Raw genomic sequence first — 16,834 nt, forward strand, 5'->3', positions numbered from 1 at the left:
AAGGATTAATTATGAAAACAAAAATTCTATTTGTAATTTTAATAAGCGTAATGATAACAGGAACATCATTCGCGCAGTTTGACAAGCTTGTACTGCAATTTTCAATGGGATTAACGAATCCCGATATGGGACTACGGGGAGGAAGCAGCTACATAAGTTACTCAAACAGTTACAGGTACGTAAGCCAACCTTTAAATATTGATACGACGTTTGTATTTCCGTGGGAAATTGCAAGCGTAGATCAGAGTTTAATAAGTCAGAACTACGGAGCGAAAACAGGATTATTCTTCGCAGGCACTGCAAAAATTAACATAGACAAGTATGAAACAGCACGCCTTATCGGTTCTTTAAACTTAAGTACTTTCAATACATTTGAGGGTTCAAAGTCAGGATACATACCCGTTTTCACTCAGACATACATACAACAGACACCAATAAGCTATGATTACAGTTTTACTAATTTCGGCCTTGGACTTGGAATTGAAGTTGCTCCACTTTCTTTTACAAAGTTAATATCACCGTTCGTGAACGGGCAGTTTAACTTTAACTTTATGTCTGCAAAACTAAGTAAGACAACAGGACCGAGTGACTCGACAAAGATAGAGTTTAGTGATTTTCGTATGGGAGTATCATTAGGAGCAGGTGTAGAGTTTAAGGTTACACCTCAATGGGGAATACTTGTTGGTGCAAAGTACGATTTTGCAAATCTTCTGCTGCAGAATACAGACAGGTCGGGAAGGATTGAATGGGGCAGAACCAATGCATCAATCAACGATGCTGAAGGAACATACTCGGCGAATATTTACGACCCGCCCGGAACACCTGTACGGGATAATATAAAATCCCAGCAAAAGGCAATTAACTGGGCAACATTTTACATAGGTGTTAACTTCTATCCCAATATTACAGGAACCGGAACTACAAAAAAGTAAATTTATAATATAGATAAATGAGAAAAATATTATTAGCTGTAATAATATTAAGCATATTTATTTCTTCCTGCGGAAAGAAGGAAGAGCAATCAGTAAACAGCGAAAAGAAAAAAGATAATACAGAAAGTACTTCTAATGATTTATCCGCAAAAGGAAAAACGATATTTTATCAAGCATCAAACTTGACCGGACTAAAATGTGCGGACTGTCACAGCGACGGCACAAACACAGACCAAACAAACACGAAGTATTTTTCTGACGTAATTCAGGCAAACAAAAGGGAATCTGTTTTTGCCGGAACGATTATAGGTGAGAATGTTAAAAAGAATGGTGGCGGAGCTACGTTTTGCTGGGAAACTTTTTCAAAGATGGGAAGACCGATTACTGAAGAAGAAATCAATTCCTTAAATGCATATTATGAATCTCTAAAAGGTGAAGTAAAAGAAAGCAAGTACACTACGATTGCGCTGCCAAAGCCGGACAAAGCAAAGTTAAAAGCAGACCAGATAAAGATTGCGGGTCTTACGCCTGATATTCAGCATGGCGAAAAGTTATTTAAAGAAACATGCGGATTCTGCCACGGCGGAAAAACAGTAAAACGTGTACCATCCCTATTTGATGAAGATTTTGAGGGAAATTTAAAGAGCATAGTTTATCATGTAAGATTCGGAGCTAAGTTTATGCCGTTCTATTCGTATGAAAAGCTTACTGATCAAGATGTTGCTGATATTGCGGAATACATAATGAAGAATCAGAAGAAATAGAAGTATGAGTTTTAAATGAAACTTAATACAGGACAAAATTGATATAAGAAAAACCCGTTTGAAAAGACCAAACGGGTTTTGTTTTTTAAAATCAAGTTTAAACGAACAGGAAATAAAGAATTATTATTATAACTCCTGCTACAGCAAATGTCCCGTAGTCTTGAATAACTCCAGTTTGTAATTTCTTCCAGTCAAGACTTGTACGTGATGCAAAATTCGCAGCACCATTAACAATTCCGTCAATAATTTTAACGTCAAAAATTTTCCAGAGAAGACGATCCGATGTTTTAAAGATAGGTTCTACAACCGTCTTATCGTATACTTCATCAAGGTAGTACTTATTCTCCAAAACTTTGCCAAGACCTCTTTCTTCTTCGAAAGATTCTTGTTTAGAATACTTTCTGAACGAAATTAAAATTGACGCAGCTGCAACGATGACTGAAACAATAATTAAAATTATTTCTGTAGAAACAGCATGAATTGAATCAGGACGCCATGTTTGTATTACTGAATATGAATTTGCAAAAACCGGTTCAAGCCAGTGTTCAAGAACGTTATATCCAAAAATATGCGGCAGACCGATAAATCCTCCAAAAACTGACAACACAGCAAGAATAATAAGCGGTATAGTCATAGTTGAAGGTGATTCGTGAGGATGAACATTAGAATCATAACGCGATTTTCCGAAGAATGTTAGTCCTACCAGCCTGAACATATAGAAAGCTGTAAACGCAGCAGTAATAAGAACGAGAAGATAGGGGAGTATTCCCGCATTAATAAATGTTTTATAAAGAATTTCATCCTTACTGAAAAATCCTGAGAACGGGGGAATGCCTGAAATTGCGATTGCACCCATTAAAAATGTAATGTATGTAATTTTCATCTTGCTTTTCAGGCCTCCCATTTTCCGTATATCTTGTTCCTCATGCATTCCATGTATGACGGAACCGCTTCCGAGAAACATAAGAGCTTTGAAAAAAGCATGTGTTACGAGATGGAATACTGCGGCAACATAAGACTGTGTTCCTAGCGCGATAAACATGAATCCAAGCTGAGATACGGTTGAATATGCAAGAATCTTTTTTATATCATTTTGTTTAAGAGCTATTGTAGCAGACAATATTGCGGTTGCGATACCGATAATAAGAATAACATTGCTTGCTATTGGTGCCAGTGCATAAAGCAAAGACGTACGTGCAATAAGATAAACACCCGCAGTGACCATTGTTGCGGCATGAATTAGGGCAGAAACAGGAGTAGGACCTGCCATAGCGTCCGGTAGCCAGACAAACAAAGGAATCTGAGCAGATTTACCTGTAGCACCGAGAAAGAAAAGCAAAGCTATTGCAACGAGCAGGGGACTATTGACAGGAAAACCTGCGATACTTCCAGAGAATGTTGAAATATTTAGAGTACCAAAATATTCAAAAATTAAGAACATCGCTATCATGAATCCAAAGTCACCTATTCTGTTTACAACGAAAGCTTTTTTGGCAGCATCTCCTGTAAACTTCTTTTCATACCAGAATCCAATCAGAAGATACGAACAAAGTCCAACACCTTCCCATCCAAGGAATACTAAGAGAAAATTATCAGCAAGAATAAGGTGAAGCATGGCAAAAATAAAGAGATTCAGGTTAGCGAAGAAGCTCGGATAGCCTTTATCTCCGTGCATATACCCGATTGAATACACATGGATAAGAAATCCGATACCGGTAACCACGAGTATCATAACGAGTGACAATGGGTCAATGAGAAAAGAATAGTCAAGATTAAAACTACCAGCGCTTATCCACGAGAAATATTTATAGACAATAGTCCGAGATTCAGGAGGAAGTTTAAGTAATTCAATTAAGTAATAAACTCCAATTAAGAATGGTATAAAAACCAGAATTGAAGACAGCCAGCCTGATAATTTCTCAGAATTTAGTTTTTTACCAAGAAGTGAATTTACTAAAAAACCGAGTAGGGGTAAAACAACGATTAAAATAAAGTAATTCTGCATCAACCTACCATTTTAAGATGTTAATTTTATTGATATCAAGAGTTTCCTTGTTTCTGTACAGTGAAATAACAATAGCAAGTCCGACAGCTGCTTCAGCAGCCGCTACAGTAAGAACAAAGAAAACAAAGACCTGTCCGCTGTCATTACCAAGAAAGCTCGAAAACGACACAAGAGAAAGGTTTATAGAGTTTAGCATTAACTCTATACACATAAAAATTACTATTGCATTTCTGCGAACCAGAACGCCAACAACACCTATGCTGAAAAGCACAGCACTTAAGACAAGGAATAAGTTTAAATTTAATTCCAATTTTGATTAATTAATTTTGCAAATTTAGGCATTTATTAGGTGAAAATAAATTTAAATCGGCAGGTTTAACAAATTCTAAAATTAATTTTTAAAAAGTATAAAATCAAAATAATAGACCAGGGAAAATAATTTGTATTGAATTTCTTGAACGATATTTAAGTGAATCTCTCAATACGTTTATAAGACTTAATGCAATAAGAAATCGACTATAAAAATGTTGTTTGACATCAAATTACAATAACTAAATGTTAATAATATTGTATTATAATATGTATTATGTAAAGTCATAATTATGTATTTTGTTAATAACCATACAATAGCTGAAAAAATATATTGCTATTTGACTTCCCTATTTCAATTCCATTACAATATTTATTAAATTGTATGTTATTATTTTTAAGATTATTTTTGTTTTATTGATGAGACTTCTTGACAAATACATTTTACGCAGCTTCATACAGAATTTATTGTTTGGAATATTCTGTTTTGTAATTATTTTCATTTTAGTTGACTTATTTGAGAATCTAGATAGATTTATAGATAAGAACCTATCTATAGGAATGCTTACCCTGTATTACATGTATTTTATACCTGATATACTGAAGTTAATAACACCTATCGGTATGTTATTGGCGTCTTTATTTACTATAAGCCGGTTTGTAAATTACTCTGAGTTAACGGCAATGAAGTCTGCCGGAATTTCGATTTACAGGTATTTATTACCTATTATGATATTTGGATCAGTTATAACACTGTTCTTAATATACTTTAACGGATGGTTAGTACCAGGTGCAAACCGGTTGAAATACGATTTCGAAAGGAAGATTCTTGGAAGAAATCTAATATCTGATGTGACGGAAAATATATATATTCAGGATAATATAAACCGCATAATTATCATAAATTATTATAATAAAACCGAGCAGACATGCGGTAATACTTTAATTAAAGTGTTTAATAAAGATACACTTTACATTACTGAACAACGACTTGATATAGTGAGTATGAAGTGGGATTCACAAAGAAAAGACTGGTTCATAAATGAAGGATATATACGTTCATTCAGTAAGCCAGATAATGAGACACTTGAAATAATAAAGGATACACTACTTTCGGAACTTCAAAGCTTCGGAAAAATAAATCTTGAACCTGACTTGATTGAGAAACAAAGATTACGACCCGAAGAGCTAGATTTGACAGAATTCAAAAAATTTATTGAAAATCTCGAAGCCAATGGTCAGGATGCAGCAAAAGAAAAGGTTGATTATTATTCAACAATCTCATTCCCTTTTGCGAATCTCATAACAATAATATTCGGAGTATCCATTACTTCAAACAGACGAAAAGGAGGTGCGGCTCTACATTTCGGAATAAGCCTAATAGTAAGTTTCTTATATCTTGGTTTTGTAAAAATATCTCAAGTCTTTGGTTATAATGGAGATGTTAACCCCATATTGACAGCATGGTCAGCAAATATAACTTTTCTTGCTGTATCTCTCTTTAATTTTTACAGACTAAATCGTTACTAATTTACCTTTTCATTTGAGGGTTTAACAGGCAGTTGAAATCCAAATGCGTTATCATTTGACATACCGACTAATTTTATATCACCGTATTGTGCTTCAAATCTCTCAATATTGTCCCGTAATGCGTTTAAGAACATTTTACAATGCTGAGGGGTCATAATAATCCGAGAGTGAACTTTTGCTTTGGGAACTCCCGGAAGAATTCTTGTAAAATCGATTATGAATTCAGCTCCGGAATGTGAAATAATCGCTAAATTAGAGTAATTTCCTTCTGCTTCCTTTTCTCCTAGTTCAATATTTATTTGGCCTTGCTGTTTTACGTCATCCATATGATATTTTTGTTTTTTAACAATTTAACTATAAATAAATCAAAAATAAATTTATAATTTCATTTCGCTTTACGAAATTAAGAATTAATTTTGGACAAATTTAATAACATCAAAACATACATAATGAGCTTACTCGTAATCGGATCACTGGCCTTAGATACAATTGAAACACCTTTTGGAAAAGCTGAATACACGCTTGGTGGTTCAGCGACATTCATTTCTACAACAGCGAGCTACTTTGTTGACGGAGTTAGACTTGTAGGAATAGTTGGAACTGACTTCCCTGCTGAAGAGATTGAATTTCTGAAATCGAAGGGTATAAATACATCCGGTCTTGAGATTTCCAAAACCAAGAAGACATTTCACTGGCACGGCAGATACCATACTGACATGAATAACAGAGATTCAATTACGACAGAGCTAAACGCATTTGAAGATTTTAATCCGACAATTCCGGAAAGCTTCAAAGACAGTGAGTTTGTATGTCTCGGAAATGTAAATCCTGAAATTCAGAAAAAAGTAATTAGGCAGTTAATAAATCCGAAATTCATAATGATAGATACTATGAACTTCTGGATTGAGGGTAAGCTTGATGCATTGAAAGAAACTATGAAACTCGTTGACATGATGGTTATAAACGACTCTGAAGTAAAGATGCTTGCTGAAGAAAATAATCTTCTGCTCGCGGCAAAGAAAATTTTCTCTATGGGTCCAAAGATGATGATTATTAAAAAAGGTGAACACGGCGCACTACTGATAACAAAGAACTTTTTATTCAGCGTTCCTGCTTTTCTACTGGAACAAGTTTTTGACCCAACGGGAGCAGGTGACACATTTGCGGGCGGATTTATGGGATGGCTTACAAAGACAAAAGACGTCTCCCCTGCCAATTTAAAGCTGGCTATAGTTTACGGCAGTGTTATGGCATCTCTTGCGGTAGAACAGTTTTCACTCGACGGCATAAGACATCTCACAAAGGAAAGAATAATGAAGAGGTTTACGGAATTCAGAGACCTTACTCATTTCGAAACTGTATCGCTTTAGATGTAACATTATGAACCGGTTATCCGTATGAGTAATATAAAAACAGAAGCAATAATTCTCAAAGGATTTAAATACGGAGACTCGAGTAAGATTATTACTCTATTCTCCGCAGATGCAGGTAAATTTTCTGCAATCGTGAAAGGTGTACGAAATTCTAAATCGAAATTGAGCGGTATCTTTGAAACACTGAATCACGTTAGCGTTATTTTTAACAAGAAAGACAACAGAGACCTTCAGATGATATCGAACGCTGATTGTATATCCGCATATCCAAATGTTAAAGAGAATTTCGAGAAACTAATGACAGCTTACAAAATTTCGGAGCTGACTTCGAGCATGATGTTTGATTATGATGTAAGCAAGGAAGTATTTACACTGCTGCGGGATGTTCTTGAAACACTTGAATTATCAGGAAGAAACTTTAATCTGCTATTTGTATTATATCAAGTTAAGTTTTCTTTTATTCAAGGTATAAATCCGGGAAGGACAGAAGAAACAAGAAATTTTCTGGACAATAAATTTGTTTTAAGAGATAAGGATTCTTTTTCAAGTAAAAATTTATTCGATAGCAAGGAAATAAATGATGCCATAAATGAACTGAATAGGACGGAACCTTTTGAATACGAAAGAGTTAAAATGGACGGGAAATTACTGGACAGACTACAGAATGCATATGATTTCCATTTTATGATTAATACAGGAAAATATGGTTTAAGCAGAAACAGGCAAATAATAGAAGAATTATCAAAAAAACATTAAATATGTAAATAATTTACTTTTTATTTGAAATTAAAATTATAAAGTAAAGGAGAGAAAAAATCATGTCAAAAAAAGCAATATTTGTGAGTGCGTTTTTATTTGTATTTGCACTCGCATTCGGCGCAGCTATGGTTGTTAATTTCAGCAACGTTAAATCACTTGTAGCAAATTCACAGATTGATTTTCAGACATCTCCCCCGGTACAGACAAGCACTGACCTTAAGGGGCTTAACGATGCATTCGTGGAAATTTCAAAAATTGTGACGCCTTCTGTTGTCTTTATTGATGTAACTGGAAAAGCAAAGCAGAACAACGAGGAGATGGATAAGAACTTCCAGTTCTTTTTCGGACCCGATATGCAAATGCCTGATAACATGCCCCAGCATGGTTCCGGCTCAGGTGTTATAATCAGCAAAGATGGTTACATAATAACGAATAACCATGTTGTATCGAAAGCTGACGAGAGTGGAATAAAAGTAATACTAAGCGACAAAAGAGAATATACTGCTAAATTAGTAGGTACAGACCCGAATACGGACATAGCAGTTATCAAAATTGATGCAGACAATCTTACCGTAAGCTCTGTTGGTAATTCTGATAATGTTCAGGTAGGGCAATGGGTTCTTGCCATAGGTAATCCTATGGGACTTAACAATACAGTTACAGCAGGTATTGTATCTGCATTGGGCAGGAATATCAATATTGACGGTAACAGTTACGCAATTAATAATTTCATACAAACGGATGCTGTTATTAATCCCGGAAACAGCGGCGGTGCACTTGTGGATATAAACGGATTAGTCGTTGGAATTAATGCAGCTATTAAAACAACAACAGGATACTATCAGGGATATGGTTTTGCAATTCCGATTAACATAGCAAAGAATGTAGCTTCTGAGCTTATCAAAAACGGAAAAATTGAAAGAGGATACATTGGAGTATCAATAAAGGACGTTGATTCAAAAGAAGCAAAAGGATTAGGACTTGAGAAAGCAAGAGGCGTGTTGATTCAGAATGTTATTAAAGGTGGTGCGGGCGATGATGCTGGGTTAAAAACCGGAGACATTGTGTTTAGCGTAGACGGGAAAGATGTTAATGCAGCGAATGAACTTCAGACGATAATTGGTTCAAAGAGACCGGGAGAAACAGCTTTACTCGTTGTGTACAGAGACGGAAAGACAATGGATTTCTCCGTGAAATTAAAGCCCCGTACTGATGATTTGTCCGTGAATAATAATCCTCAGAATGAGAACAAAGAAGAAACTGCAAGTACAATTAAAAAATTTGAAAGCCTGGGATTAATTGTAACAGACCTGACTGAAGCTGCGAGAAAATTGAATGAAGTTGAATATGGTGTCTTAGTTAAGGATGTTGCCCATTTTTCAGAAGCATTTAACAGAGGTTTACGTTCAGGTTATGTAATAGTAGAAGCAGACAAAAAGCCGGTTAGAAGTATATCTGATCTTGAAGATGTACTCAGCGGAAAAAGTAAGGGAGATGTGGTAGTATTTAAGGTTGCAACCCAGATGAAAGATATCAGGTTAGTAGCGATTGAAATTCAATGATTAGAATAATTGAAAAAAGGCTCAGAAATGAGCCTTTTTCTTAATAAATATATATTTTTTGAAACAATTCATGATATCAGGTGTAAAATAATTAACAGTAAAATAAAATTTGTTAATATATTGAATTTTAAGTTCGGAATATATAAATTGGAAAGTATGAAAAGAGGATTAAACATATTACTTTTGTTAGTGATCTTTCTTACCGGCACAAAAATTTATGCCGATAATAACGAACACTACAACTCTGATCCAATAAGTGCTGGAAAATATACTTCCTTGCAGTCGGATGACTATAAACTTTATCAGAATTTTCCAAACCCGTTTAATCCTACGACCAAAATAAGTTACAAGATTAAGAAAGAAGGAACGGTTTCTCTTACGGTCTTTAACCTGGTCGGACAGGAAGTCGCGATGCTTGTTTACGAAAAACAATCCCCTGGTAACTATGAAGTAGAATTTAATGCTACTGATTTAACTTCAGGTGTTTATCTTTACAAGCTTCAAATTAACGGATTCACTTCCGTTAAGAGAATGACTGTTATTAAATAATTTTTATTAATTAAATAGGATTTTACAAATGAAGAAAATTGTTCTATTCTTAATTTCTTTAATCATATTCACTTCTACTTTATATTCACAGGTTAAAACGTACGATGATTTTTCTAAAAAAGACCTAAGCGCGTGGATATGGGGCGGAATTGAAATGAAGTATTCTCATGAAGAAGATAATAGAGAAAACGGTTTTGTCGAAATATTTTCGACACAAATAATGAAATCAAGTTCTTACGTAGGTAAGGTTACAAAATACTTTCCCATGCTTCTTTCTGCGGGCAATTATTTGAATTTTATGCTTCAGGGTGTTAACGATGAAGCAACGGTTAAAATACAAATATTATACGACATAGATAATAACGGAAAGTACAATGAAGATAAAGATATAATACTTCAATCGAAACCAGTCTCTCTGAATTTCAGAGGTTGGAAAGAAGTAAAGATAAAACTTGATGAAGATAATTTCAGCATTGTATCAAAGTTTAACGATGATTTTACTGTTACTGAAGAAGAAGCCATTGGTATTCAGTTTGAATATGAAACAGGAAAAAACTTTAAAGATTCGAAATTTGTAACCGGTATCGCACTCATATCAGAAATTCAGAATAAGGACAGCTTTACGCAGAATGAAAAAGAATCAAACACTTCTATTAATGACAAGGAATCTTATTTTAATGCTAAAAACTATCCGAATCCGTTTAATCCAACAACAACGATTAGTTTTACACTTCAGGAAAGTTCTTATGTTAAACTTACAGTTTATGACAGGTTAGGGAGAGAAGTAAAAACGCTAATAGATGAGAACAGAAATGCAGGTACACACACGACTGAATTTAATGCATCAGGACTTCCAAGTGGTATTTATTTTTACAGAATTAAGACTGACTCCAGGACTGAGGTTCGCAAAATGATTCTTGCTAAATAATTTCTGTATAAATCAATAAAATAGGGCATCGATTAGATGCCTTTTTTTATTCTCTCATTATGTTACATTCAATTTCGTATTGTTTAATTTCATCTACAAAAGTTTCCGGAAAAGGAACCGGGCGGTTTGATACAAAATCAACATTCACAAGAATTCCTTTACCGGTAGATAGTATTATATTTTCCTTATGATTGACAATAACGTGTTCAAAGCAAAAGCTTGAGTTCTTTATCCATGAAACCCTTGTAAATACATCAAGAACATCATCCAATTTAGCAACGTTATGATAGTCTACGGAATTGTGCACAACAAACACTTTTAGTCCGTCAGTGAAAGTACCGTCAGGACTGAGGTTATACCCGAAAGCTCTTCTGTATTCGAGTCTCCCGATTTCCATATATCTAAGATAATAAGAATTGTGGACTATCCCCTGCCAATCCACTTCCCAAGTTCTAACACGCACCTGGACTTTATGTTTGAACAGCAATATATCTTCTTTTTTCAAATTTGTATTTTCGTTTTTATTTAAAAATTGCATAAAGATACTACTAAATCACTTAAAAAATAAGAATAAAATTAGTATATTTACAATTCTATATCAAATTTCTAAATATTTTTCACAAACAAACTTAATTTTTATGGACAAGATTAAAGTTCTTATTATGGGTGCCGCAGGCAGAGATTTTCACAATTTTAATACAGTTTATCGTGATAATCCGAGATATGAAGTTGTAGCTTTTACTGCAACTCAAATCCCCTACATTGACGACAGGAAATATCCTGCTGCTTTATGCGGAAAATTGTATCCTAAAGGAATACCGATCTATCCGGAATCAGAATTAGTAAACCTCATCAAAAAGTATAAAGTCGATGAAGTGGTCTTTGCATATTCTGATGTTACATTCAATTATGTTATGACAAAAGCAGCTATTGTAAACAGCGTAGGTGCTTCATTCAAAATGCTTAGTTATGATGCGACATCCATTAAATCTAAAAAACCTGTTATAGCGGTTGTCGCAGCGAGAACGGGAGCAGGAAAAAGCCAGACATCGAGAAAAGTGATCGAAGTATTAATGGCAATGGGTAAGAAAGTTGTTGCTGTCAGACATCCGATGCCTTACGGCGATCTTGTAAAACAAAAAGTACAAAGATTTGCAACTATAGCAGACCTTAAAAAGCATAAATGCACAATTGAGGAAATGGAAGAATATGAACCACACGTTGCCAGAGGTAATGTAATTTATTCAGGAGTTGACTACGAAGCCATTTTAAGAGAGGCAGAAAAGGAAGCCGACGTAATTCTCTGGGACGGAGGTAACAACGATAATCCATTTTACAAAGCCGACCTTGTTATTACCGTAGTTGATCCTCACAGACCCGGTCATGAACTTACTTATTTCCCGAGTGTAACAAATCTGTTGATTTCAGACGTAGTGGTTATTAATAAAATTGATTCAGCAACACCTGAAAAAGTTAATGAAGTCAGAGACAATGTGTTAAAGATTAATCCAAAGGCTGTTATAATCGAAGCAGCTTCTCCAGTATCTCTTGAAAAAATAGATGAGATAAAAAATATAGACGGTAAAAAAGTTCTTGTAGTGGAAGACGGACCAACACTTACGCATGGTGAAATGAAGTTCGGAGCAGGAACAATTGCTTCTCAGAAATTCGGTGCAAAATCTCTGGTAGATCCAAGAAAGTACGCTGTTAAAAGTATAAGCGAAACTTACAAGAAATATCCTAATATCGGAGTATTACTGCCGGCTATGGGTTATGGAGATAAGCAGGTAAAAGATCTGGAATCCACAATTAATAAAGTACCTTGCGATTCAGTAATAATAGGAACCCCAATAGATTTAAGACGAATAGTCAAAATTAAGAAACCATGTGCCAGGGTATCATATGATTTACAGGAAATCGGGAAACCAGATATTACAGATATTTTAAAGAAGATGTTTAAAAAGAAATAGATAAAACAAGCGTAATCTATTAAAAAAGGCTGATAATAACTTATCAGCCTTTTTGTATTAATCAGGATATATTTTTTAATTTCTTGAGTTTTTCCTCAGATTCTTTCAGCTTCATTTGTTCTTTTTCTATTATATCGGGTGCCGCTTTTTCAAGAAAATTCTTGTTTCCGAGTTTTTTCTTGAGACTATTTATGTATGATATAAGTGATTCCAGATCTTTATTTTTATTTTTTGAATTTCCTGAGTCCTTTATTTGAGGTATTTCGTTTAGAAATTCAAATCTAACCGCAAAATAATTACCGGAAATTCCATTAAACTCTTTATCATCTTTAATTTCCACAACTTTATTTTTGTGGTTAACAAGAAGTTGTAATAATCCGGTTATAGAAGGTAATATACATTCTGAAGTTGAGTTCAAAGGTTTAATATAAATGTCGTACGAATAATTATTTATTCCTGAATATAAAGACCTTACATTTCGGGTCACAGTAACTAAATCTTTCAAATACTCGAAAGAAACCTCTATGTTTTCGTTAATCTTTCCTTCCTCAATCTGCGGGAAATTCTCAAATGAGATTGTTTTTCCGTTTCTGTCATCTTTAAGTATGTGCCATATTTCTTCTGTTACGTAGGGTATAACAGGGTGTAGAAGCACAAGTACTTTTTCATACATCACAAGAGCTTCATCTATAAGTAATCTACCGGATTCTGGATTGGAATTAACCTTGTTCTTAATAAGTTCTATGTACCAATCACAGAAATCATTCCATATAAATCCGTACAAAGATTTTGTATAATCGTTAAGCCTGTACGCTTCAAGAAAGAAATTAATTTCTTTTATTGTTGTATTAAACCTGCTTTCTATCCATTTTTCTGCAATGTCATTCTCCAAGAATTCATTACCGTATTCATTAGAATTGTAAACTTTGTCACGCATCATCATAAGAAAACGGCCAGCATTCCACAATTTTGTAATGAAGTTTCTACCTATTTCAGTGTTCTTTTCATCAAACAAAACATCGCTTCCAAGCGGAGCAAGATATACAATAGTAAACCTTAGTGCATCCGCGCCATAGTTGTCAATTAGAACAAGAGGATCAGGTGAATTACCAAGTGATTTTGACATTTTTCTACCCTTACCATCTCTGACAGTTGAATGGAAATACACATCTTTAAAAGGAATATCATGCATGTACTCAAGACCGGAAATTATCATTCTTGCCACCCATAAGAAAATAATCTCAGGAGCAGTTGAAAGAAAATCTGTAGGATAATAATAATTCAATTCCTTATTCTGCTTATCATCGGAGTTATTTTTCCAATTAAAAACACTGAATGGCCATAACCAGGACGAAAACCAGGTGTCCAGTACATCATTATCTTGTTCCCAGTTTTCAATATCTGCAGGGGGTGTTGTTTCGCTATATATTTCCCCGGTTTGCTTATGATACCAAATTGGAATCTGATGTCCCCACCATAGCTGCCTCGAAATGCACCAGTCTTTCACATTATCCAACCAATGAAAATAAGTCTTAGTCCATTTTTCGGGATGAAACTTGATTTTTCCTTCTTTAACTACCTGAATTGCAGGTTTAGAAAGCTTTTGCATAGACACAAACCATTGATCCGATAAGAATGGTTCAATTACAGCTCCAGAACGCTCAGAAACAGAAACGTTATGAATATAATCTTCGTCTTTAACAAAATAACCTTCTGTATGAAGCTTTTTAAGTATGTTTTTACGAGCTTCATTAACAGATTGTCCTTCGAAATCATATCCATTTTCATTGAGCTTTCCGTCTTTTGTAAGAATGTTTATAGTCTCAAGGTTATGTCTTTTACCTAGCTCAAAATCATTCATATCATGTGCAGGTGTTACTTTTAAAGCACCTGTACCGAATGACATGTCGACATATTCATCGAAAATAATGGGTATAGATTTATTTAAAATCGGTAATATTACACTCTTCCCTTTATACTTCAAATAACGCTTATCTTTCGGATTTACTGCAACAGCAGTATCCCCCAGCATAGTTTCAGGTCTTGTCGTTGCTATAACTAAGAAATCATTATTATTATGTATAAAATACTTTATATAATATAGCTTATCTCTGCTTTCTTTATAACTTATTTCATCATCACTTAATGCTGTTTGTGTAATACTATCCCAGTTTATAATTCTTTTTCCTTTGTATATATATCCCTTTTTATACAAATCGACAAAGACTTCCTTTACAGCTTTTGACAATCCCTCATCGAGTGTAAACCTTTCTTTAGACCAGTCAACCGAATATCCCAATTTTCTTACTTGCTGAAGAATTATACCGCCATATTTTTCCTTCCATTCCCACACTTTTTTAATAAATTCATCCCTACCCAGATCATATTTACTTATATTTTCTTTCCTTAACTGTTCTTCGACTTTTATCTGAGTTGCTATTCCTGCATGATCCATTCCCGGGACCCAGCATACTTCAAAGCCTGACATCCTTTTCCAGCGGCAATAGATGTCCTGTATTGTAAGGTTTAAAACGTGACCAATATGCAGCATGCCTGTTACGTTAGGCGGAGGTATAACAACTGAAAACTTAGGCTTTTCTGAGACTTCTGATTTATAAATCTCATTTCCTTCCCAATATCTTTGCCATTTTTCTTCAACTTTTCTGGGATCGTATTTTGCAGGTATTTCTTTCATTATTGGTCTTTGTTTATTAATTCCTGATTTTTCGTTATTAATTCATAAGATAAATTTATATATGCTAATGAACCGTCTGAATTTATTCTGTACAAACATAGAGGTTTACCATAAAACGTGGCTTCGTTCAGCAGATTAGTCACAGGAATTGTTGTCTCGAGCATATATCCCGAATACTTTAATCGAAGTTCCCGTTCAGATATTTCCGTAACCTTTGAGTTTTTCTCATACATCGTTAATAATATACCTTCTATATCTAAATATGGATTTGAAACTTCCCTGACCCAGCTTATGTAATCAAAAAGTTTATCAACAGCATCGAGCGAAAAATGTCCGCATTTAACCGGAATTAAAACCGAATCAGACGCTGTTAGAGCGTTCAGAGTAATACCTCTCAGTGTTGGTGGACAGTCTATAATAATAAAATCGTATCTGCTTTTTACGTCTTTAAGTGCATTTCTTAAAATTACTCTGTTCTCTGTCATTTTAGCAAATCTTTCATCATTCTGAATCGAATTAATATTCGCAGGAACGAAATCTAAATATGGCAGGTCTGTTTTGTGAATAGTATACTCAATTGCTTTTGCAAAATTAAATATTTCCGAAATACCTGCTTTTATTCGGTCGGGTGTAAATCCCATAGCTACTGCCGAAGAACCATAGGGATCTATATCAATTAGTAATGTTGATTTTTCTGCTAATGCCAATGATGCAGCTAAATTAACGGCCGTTGTTGTTTTGCCGACACCACCTTTAGCAATACATACACTTATAATCTTAGCCATTGAATCTCACTTTCAGTTCTAACATACCACTTAAACTAGCTCGTAACTCATCACCTTGCTTCAACTGACCAACACCTTCAGGTGTTCCCGTAAAAATCAAATCTCCTTTTGATAGTCCGAAAATTGTTGATAAATATGATATTAACTTATATATATTTATAATCATTAAACTCGTATTACTAAACTGTTTTATAGTATTATTAATTTCCAGTGAAAAATCTAAATTCATTGGATCAGTAATATTCAACTTTGTCAAAAGGTCACTAACAGGTGCAGAATTAAAGAAACCTTTTGAAGTCCCCCACGGTAAACCTAATTTTTTTGCATCAGATTGTACATCACGGAGAGTTAAATCAATTCCTATACCATATCCAAATATATTTTCCGTTGCATCTGATTCCTTCACATTTCTGCAATCATTATCAATAGCAACAACTACTTCCGTTTCGTAGTGTACATTGTTCGATATTTTCTTACCGTTAAACTCAGGAATATTTATAATACCGTTATTTTGTACTATTGAAGTACTTGGTTTAAAAAATATGACGGGAGATATCGGTGCCTTTTCATCACCAAACTCTTTTATATGGTCAAAATAGTTTTTTCCAATGCAAAATATATTGTTTACTCTGAACTTCTCATTGCTTCCTGATATATTTAAAATTCTGTTCAA

The 16,834-nt window shown here is 34.4% G+C and carries 16 protein-coding genes; 9 read left to right on the plus strand and 7 right to left on the minus strand.

From position 1 onward, the window contains the following. The first annotated feature begins 11 nt into the window (after positions 1 to 11). Together WC644_04980 and WC644_04985 are read left to right on the plus strand one after the other, a co-directional pair. On the plus strand, positions 12 to 932 hold the full coding sequence (locus tag WC644_04980; protein ID MFA5011290.1) for a hypothetical protein: 921 nt from the start codon (positions 12 to 14) through the stop codon (positions 930 to 932). Positions 933 to 949: 17 nt separating this feature from the next. After that, positions 950 to 1,696, plus strand: coding sequence for a c-type cytochrome (locus tag WC644_04985; GenBank protein MFA5011291.1), 747 nt, complete (start codon positions 950 to 952; stop codon positions 1,694 to 1,696). A 97-nt stretch (positions 1,697 to 1,793) separates the two neighbouring features. Here WC644_04985 and nuoL read toward each other — a convergent pair whose 3' ends face one another. Together nuoL and nuoK are read right to left on the minus strand one after the other, a co-directional pair. Then, complete coding sequence (gene nuoL, locus WC644_04990; GenBank protein MFA5011292.1) at positions 1,794 to 3,701, minus strand: NADH-quinone oxidoreductase subunit L; 1,908 nt, start codon at positions 3,699 to 3,701, stop codon at positions 1,794 to 1,796. Positions 3,702 to 3,705: 4 nt separating this feature from the next. Beyond that, on the minus strand, positions 3,706 to 4,011 hold the full coding sequence (nuoK, locus tag WC644_04995; GenBank protein MFA5011293.1) for an NADH-quinone oxidoreductase subunit NuoK: 306 nt from the start codon (positions 4,009 to 4,011) through the stop codon (positions 3,706 to 3,708). 419 nt (positions 4,012 to 4,430) lie between these two features. On the opposite strand from nuoK, the gene WC644_05000 reads away from it, so the two are divergent. Beyond that, entirely contained in the window at positions 4,431 to 5,540 is a 1,110-nt protein-coding gene (locus WC644_05000; GenBank protein ID MFA5011294.1) for an LptF/LptG family permease, read from the plus strand. Here the strand turns inward: WC644_05000 and WC644_05005 are convergent. Next, entirely contained in the window at positions 5,537 to 5,866 is a 330-nt protein-coding gene (locus WC644_05005; GenBank protein MFA5011295.1) for a DUF3467 domain-containing protein, read from the minus strand. The genes WC644_05000 and WC644_05005 overlap by 4 nt on opposite strands. 90 nt (positions 5,867 to 5,956) lie before the next feature. On the opposite strand from WC644_05005, the gene WC644_05010 reads away from it, so the two are divergent. The 5 genes from WC644_05010 (at position 5,957) to WC644_05030 (ending at position 10,711) form a co-directional block, all read left to right on the plus strand. Continuing rightward, the gene (locus WC644_05010; GenBank protein MFA5011296.1) at positions 5,957 to 6,910 is read left to right on the plus strand and encodes a PfkB family carbohydrate kinase; all 954 of its coding nucleotides are present in this window, start codon (positions 5,957 to 5,959) and stop codon (positions 6,908 to 6,910) included. Between the two features lie 27 nt (positions 6,911 to 6,937). Beyond that, on the plus strand, positions 6,938 to 7,669 hold the full coding sequence (gene recO / locus WC644_05015) for a DNA repair protein RecO (protein MFA5011297.1): 732 nt from the start codon (positions 6,938 to 6,940) through the stop codon (positions 7,667 to 7,669). Positions 7,670 to 7,731: 62 nt separating this feature from the next. Further along, positions 7,732 to 9,234 (plus strand): Do family serine endopeptidase, encoded by a 1,503-nt coding sequence (locus WC644_05020; GenBank protein MFA5011298.1) that lies wholly within the window; start codon positions 7,732 to 7,734, stop codon positions 9,232 to 9,234. Positions 9,235 to 9,390: 156 nt separating this feature from the next. After that, complete coding sequence (locus WC644_05025) at positions 9,391 to 9,783, plus strand: T9SS type A sorting domain-containing protein (GenBank protein MFA5011299.1); 393 nt, start codon at positions 9,391 to 9,393, stop codon at positions 9,781 to 9,783. Between the two features lie 28 nt (positions 9,784 to 9,811). Further along, positions 9,812 to 10,711, plus strand: a complete 900-nt coding sequence (locus WC644_05030; GenBank protein ID MFA5011300.1) for a T9SS type A sorting domain-containing protein — start codon at positions 9,812 to 9,814, stop codon at positions 10,709 to 10,711. Positions 10,712 to 10,757: 46 nt separating this feature from the next. Here WC644_05030 and WC644_05035 read toward each other — a convergent pair whose 3' ends face one another. Further along, complete coding sequence (locus WC644_05035) at positions 10,758 to 11,216, minus strand: thioesterase family protein (GenBank protein ID MFA5011301.1); 459 nt, start codon at positions 11,214 to 11,216, stop codon at positions 10,758 to 10,760. 133 nt (positions 11,217 to 11,349) lie between these two features. On the opposite strand from WC644_05035, the gene WC644_05040 reads away from it, so the two are divergent. Then, positions 11,350 to 12,681, plus strand: a complete 1,332-nt coding sequence (locus WC644_05040) for a cyclic 2,3-diphosphoglycerate synthase (GenBank protein MFA5011302.1) — start codon at positions 11,350 to 11,352, stop codon at positions 12,679 to 12,681. Between the two features lie 61 nt (positions 12,682 to 12,742). On the opposite strand, the gene WC644_05045 is transcribed toward WC644_05040, so the two are convergent. The 3 genes from WC644_05045 to WC644_05055 are packed head-to-tail and all read right to left on the minus strand — an operon-like array spanning position 12,743 to position 16,834. After that, a complete protein-coding gene (locus WC644_05045) occupies positions 12,743 to 15,376 on the minus strand; it encodes a valine--tRNA ligase (protein MFA5011303.1) in 2,634 nt (877 codons plus the stop codon). Beyond that, positions 15,376 to 16,161: a ParA family protein gene (locus tag WC644_05050; GenBank protein ID MFA5011304.1), complete on the minus strand. Its 786-nt coding sequence runs from the start codon at positions 16,159 to 16,161 to the stop codon at positions 15,376 to 15,378. The genes WC644_05045 and WC644_05050 overlap by 1 nt, the downstream gene beginning before the upstream one ends. Continuing rightward, the gene (locus WC644_05055; GenBank protein MFA5011305.1) at positions 16,154 to 16,834 is read right to left on the minus strand and encodes a fumarylacetoacetate hydrolase family protein; all 681 of its coding nucleotides are present in this window, start codon (positions 16,832 to 16,834) and stop codon (positions 16,154 to 16,156) included. Before WC644_05055 ends, WC644_05050 begins: the two co-directional genes overlap by 8 nt.

Source organism: Ignavibacteria bacterium (assembly GCA_041649015.1).
GTDB lineage: Bacteria > Bacteroidota > Ignavibacteria > Tepidaquicellales > Tepidaquicellaceae > CAIKZJ01.

Coding starts and splice junctions, on each gene's coding strand:
- WC644_04980 (MFA5011290.1), top strand. CDS start 12: ATGAAAACAAAAATTCTATTTGTAATTTTAATAAGCGTAATGATAACA.
- WC644_04985 (MFA5011291.1), top strand. CDS start 950: ATGAGAAAAATATTATTAGCTGTAATAATATTAAGCATATTTATTTCT.
- nuoL (MFA5011292.1), bottom strand. CDS start 3,701: ATGCAGAATTACTTTATTTTAATCGTTGTTTTACCCCTACTCGGTTTT.
- WC644_05000 (MFA5011294.1), top strand. CDS start 4,431: ATGAGACTTCTTGACAAATACATTTTACGCAGCTTCATACAGAATTTA.
- WC644_05005 (MFA5011295.1), bottom strand. CDS start 5,866: ATGGATGACGTAAAACAGCAAGGCCAAATAAATATTGAACTAGGAGAA.
- recO (MFA5011297.1), top strand. CDS start 6,938: ATGAGTAATATAAAAACAGAAGCAATAATTCTCAAAGGATTTAAATAC.
- WC644_05020 (MFA5011298.1), top strand. CDS start 7,732: ATGTCAAAAAAAGCAATATTTGTGAGTGCGTTTTTATTTGTATTTGCA.
- WC644_05025 (MFA5011299.1), top strand. CDS start 9,391: ATGAAAAGAGGATTAAACATATTACTTTTGTTAGTGATCTTTCTTACC.
- WC644_05030 (MFA5011300.1), top strand. CDS start 9,812: ATGAAGAAAATTGTTCTATTCTTAATTTCTTTAATCATATTCACTTCT.
- WC644_05040 (MFA5011302.1), top strand. CDS start 11,350: ATGGACAAGATTAAAGTTCTTATTATGGGTGCCGCAGGCAGAGATTTT.
- WC644_05045 (MFA5011303.1), bottom strand. CDS start 15,376: ATGAAAGAAATACCTGCAAAATACGATCCCAGAAAAGTTGAAGAAAAA.
- WC644_05050 (MFA5011304.1), bottom strand. CDS start 16,161: ATGGCTAAGATTATAAGTGTATGTATTGCTAAAGGTGGTGTCGGCAAA.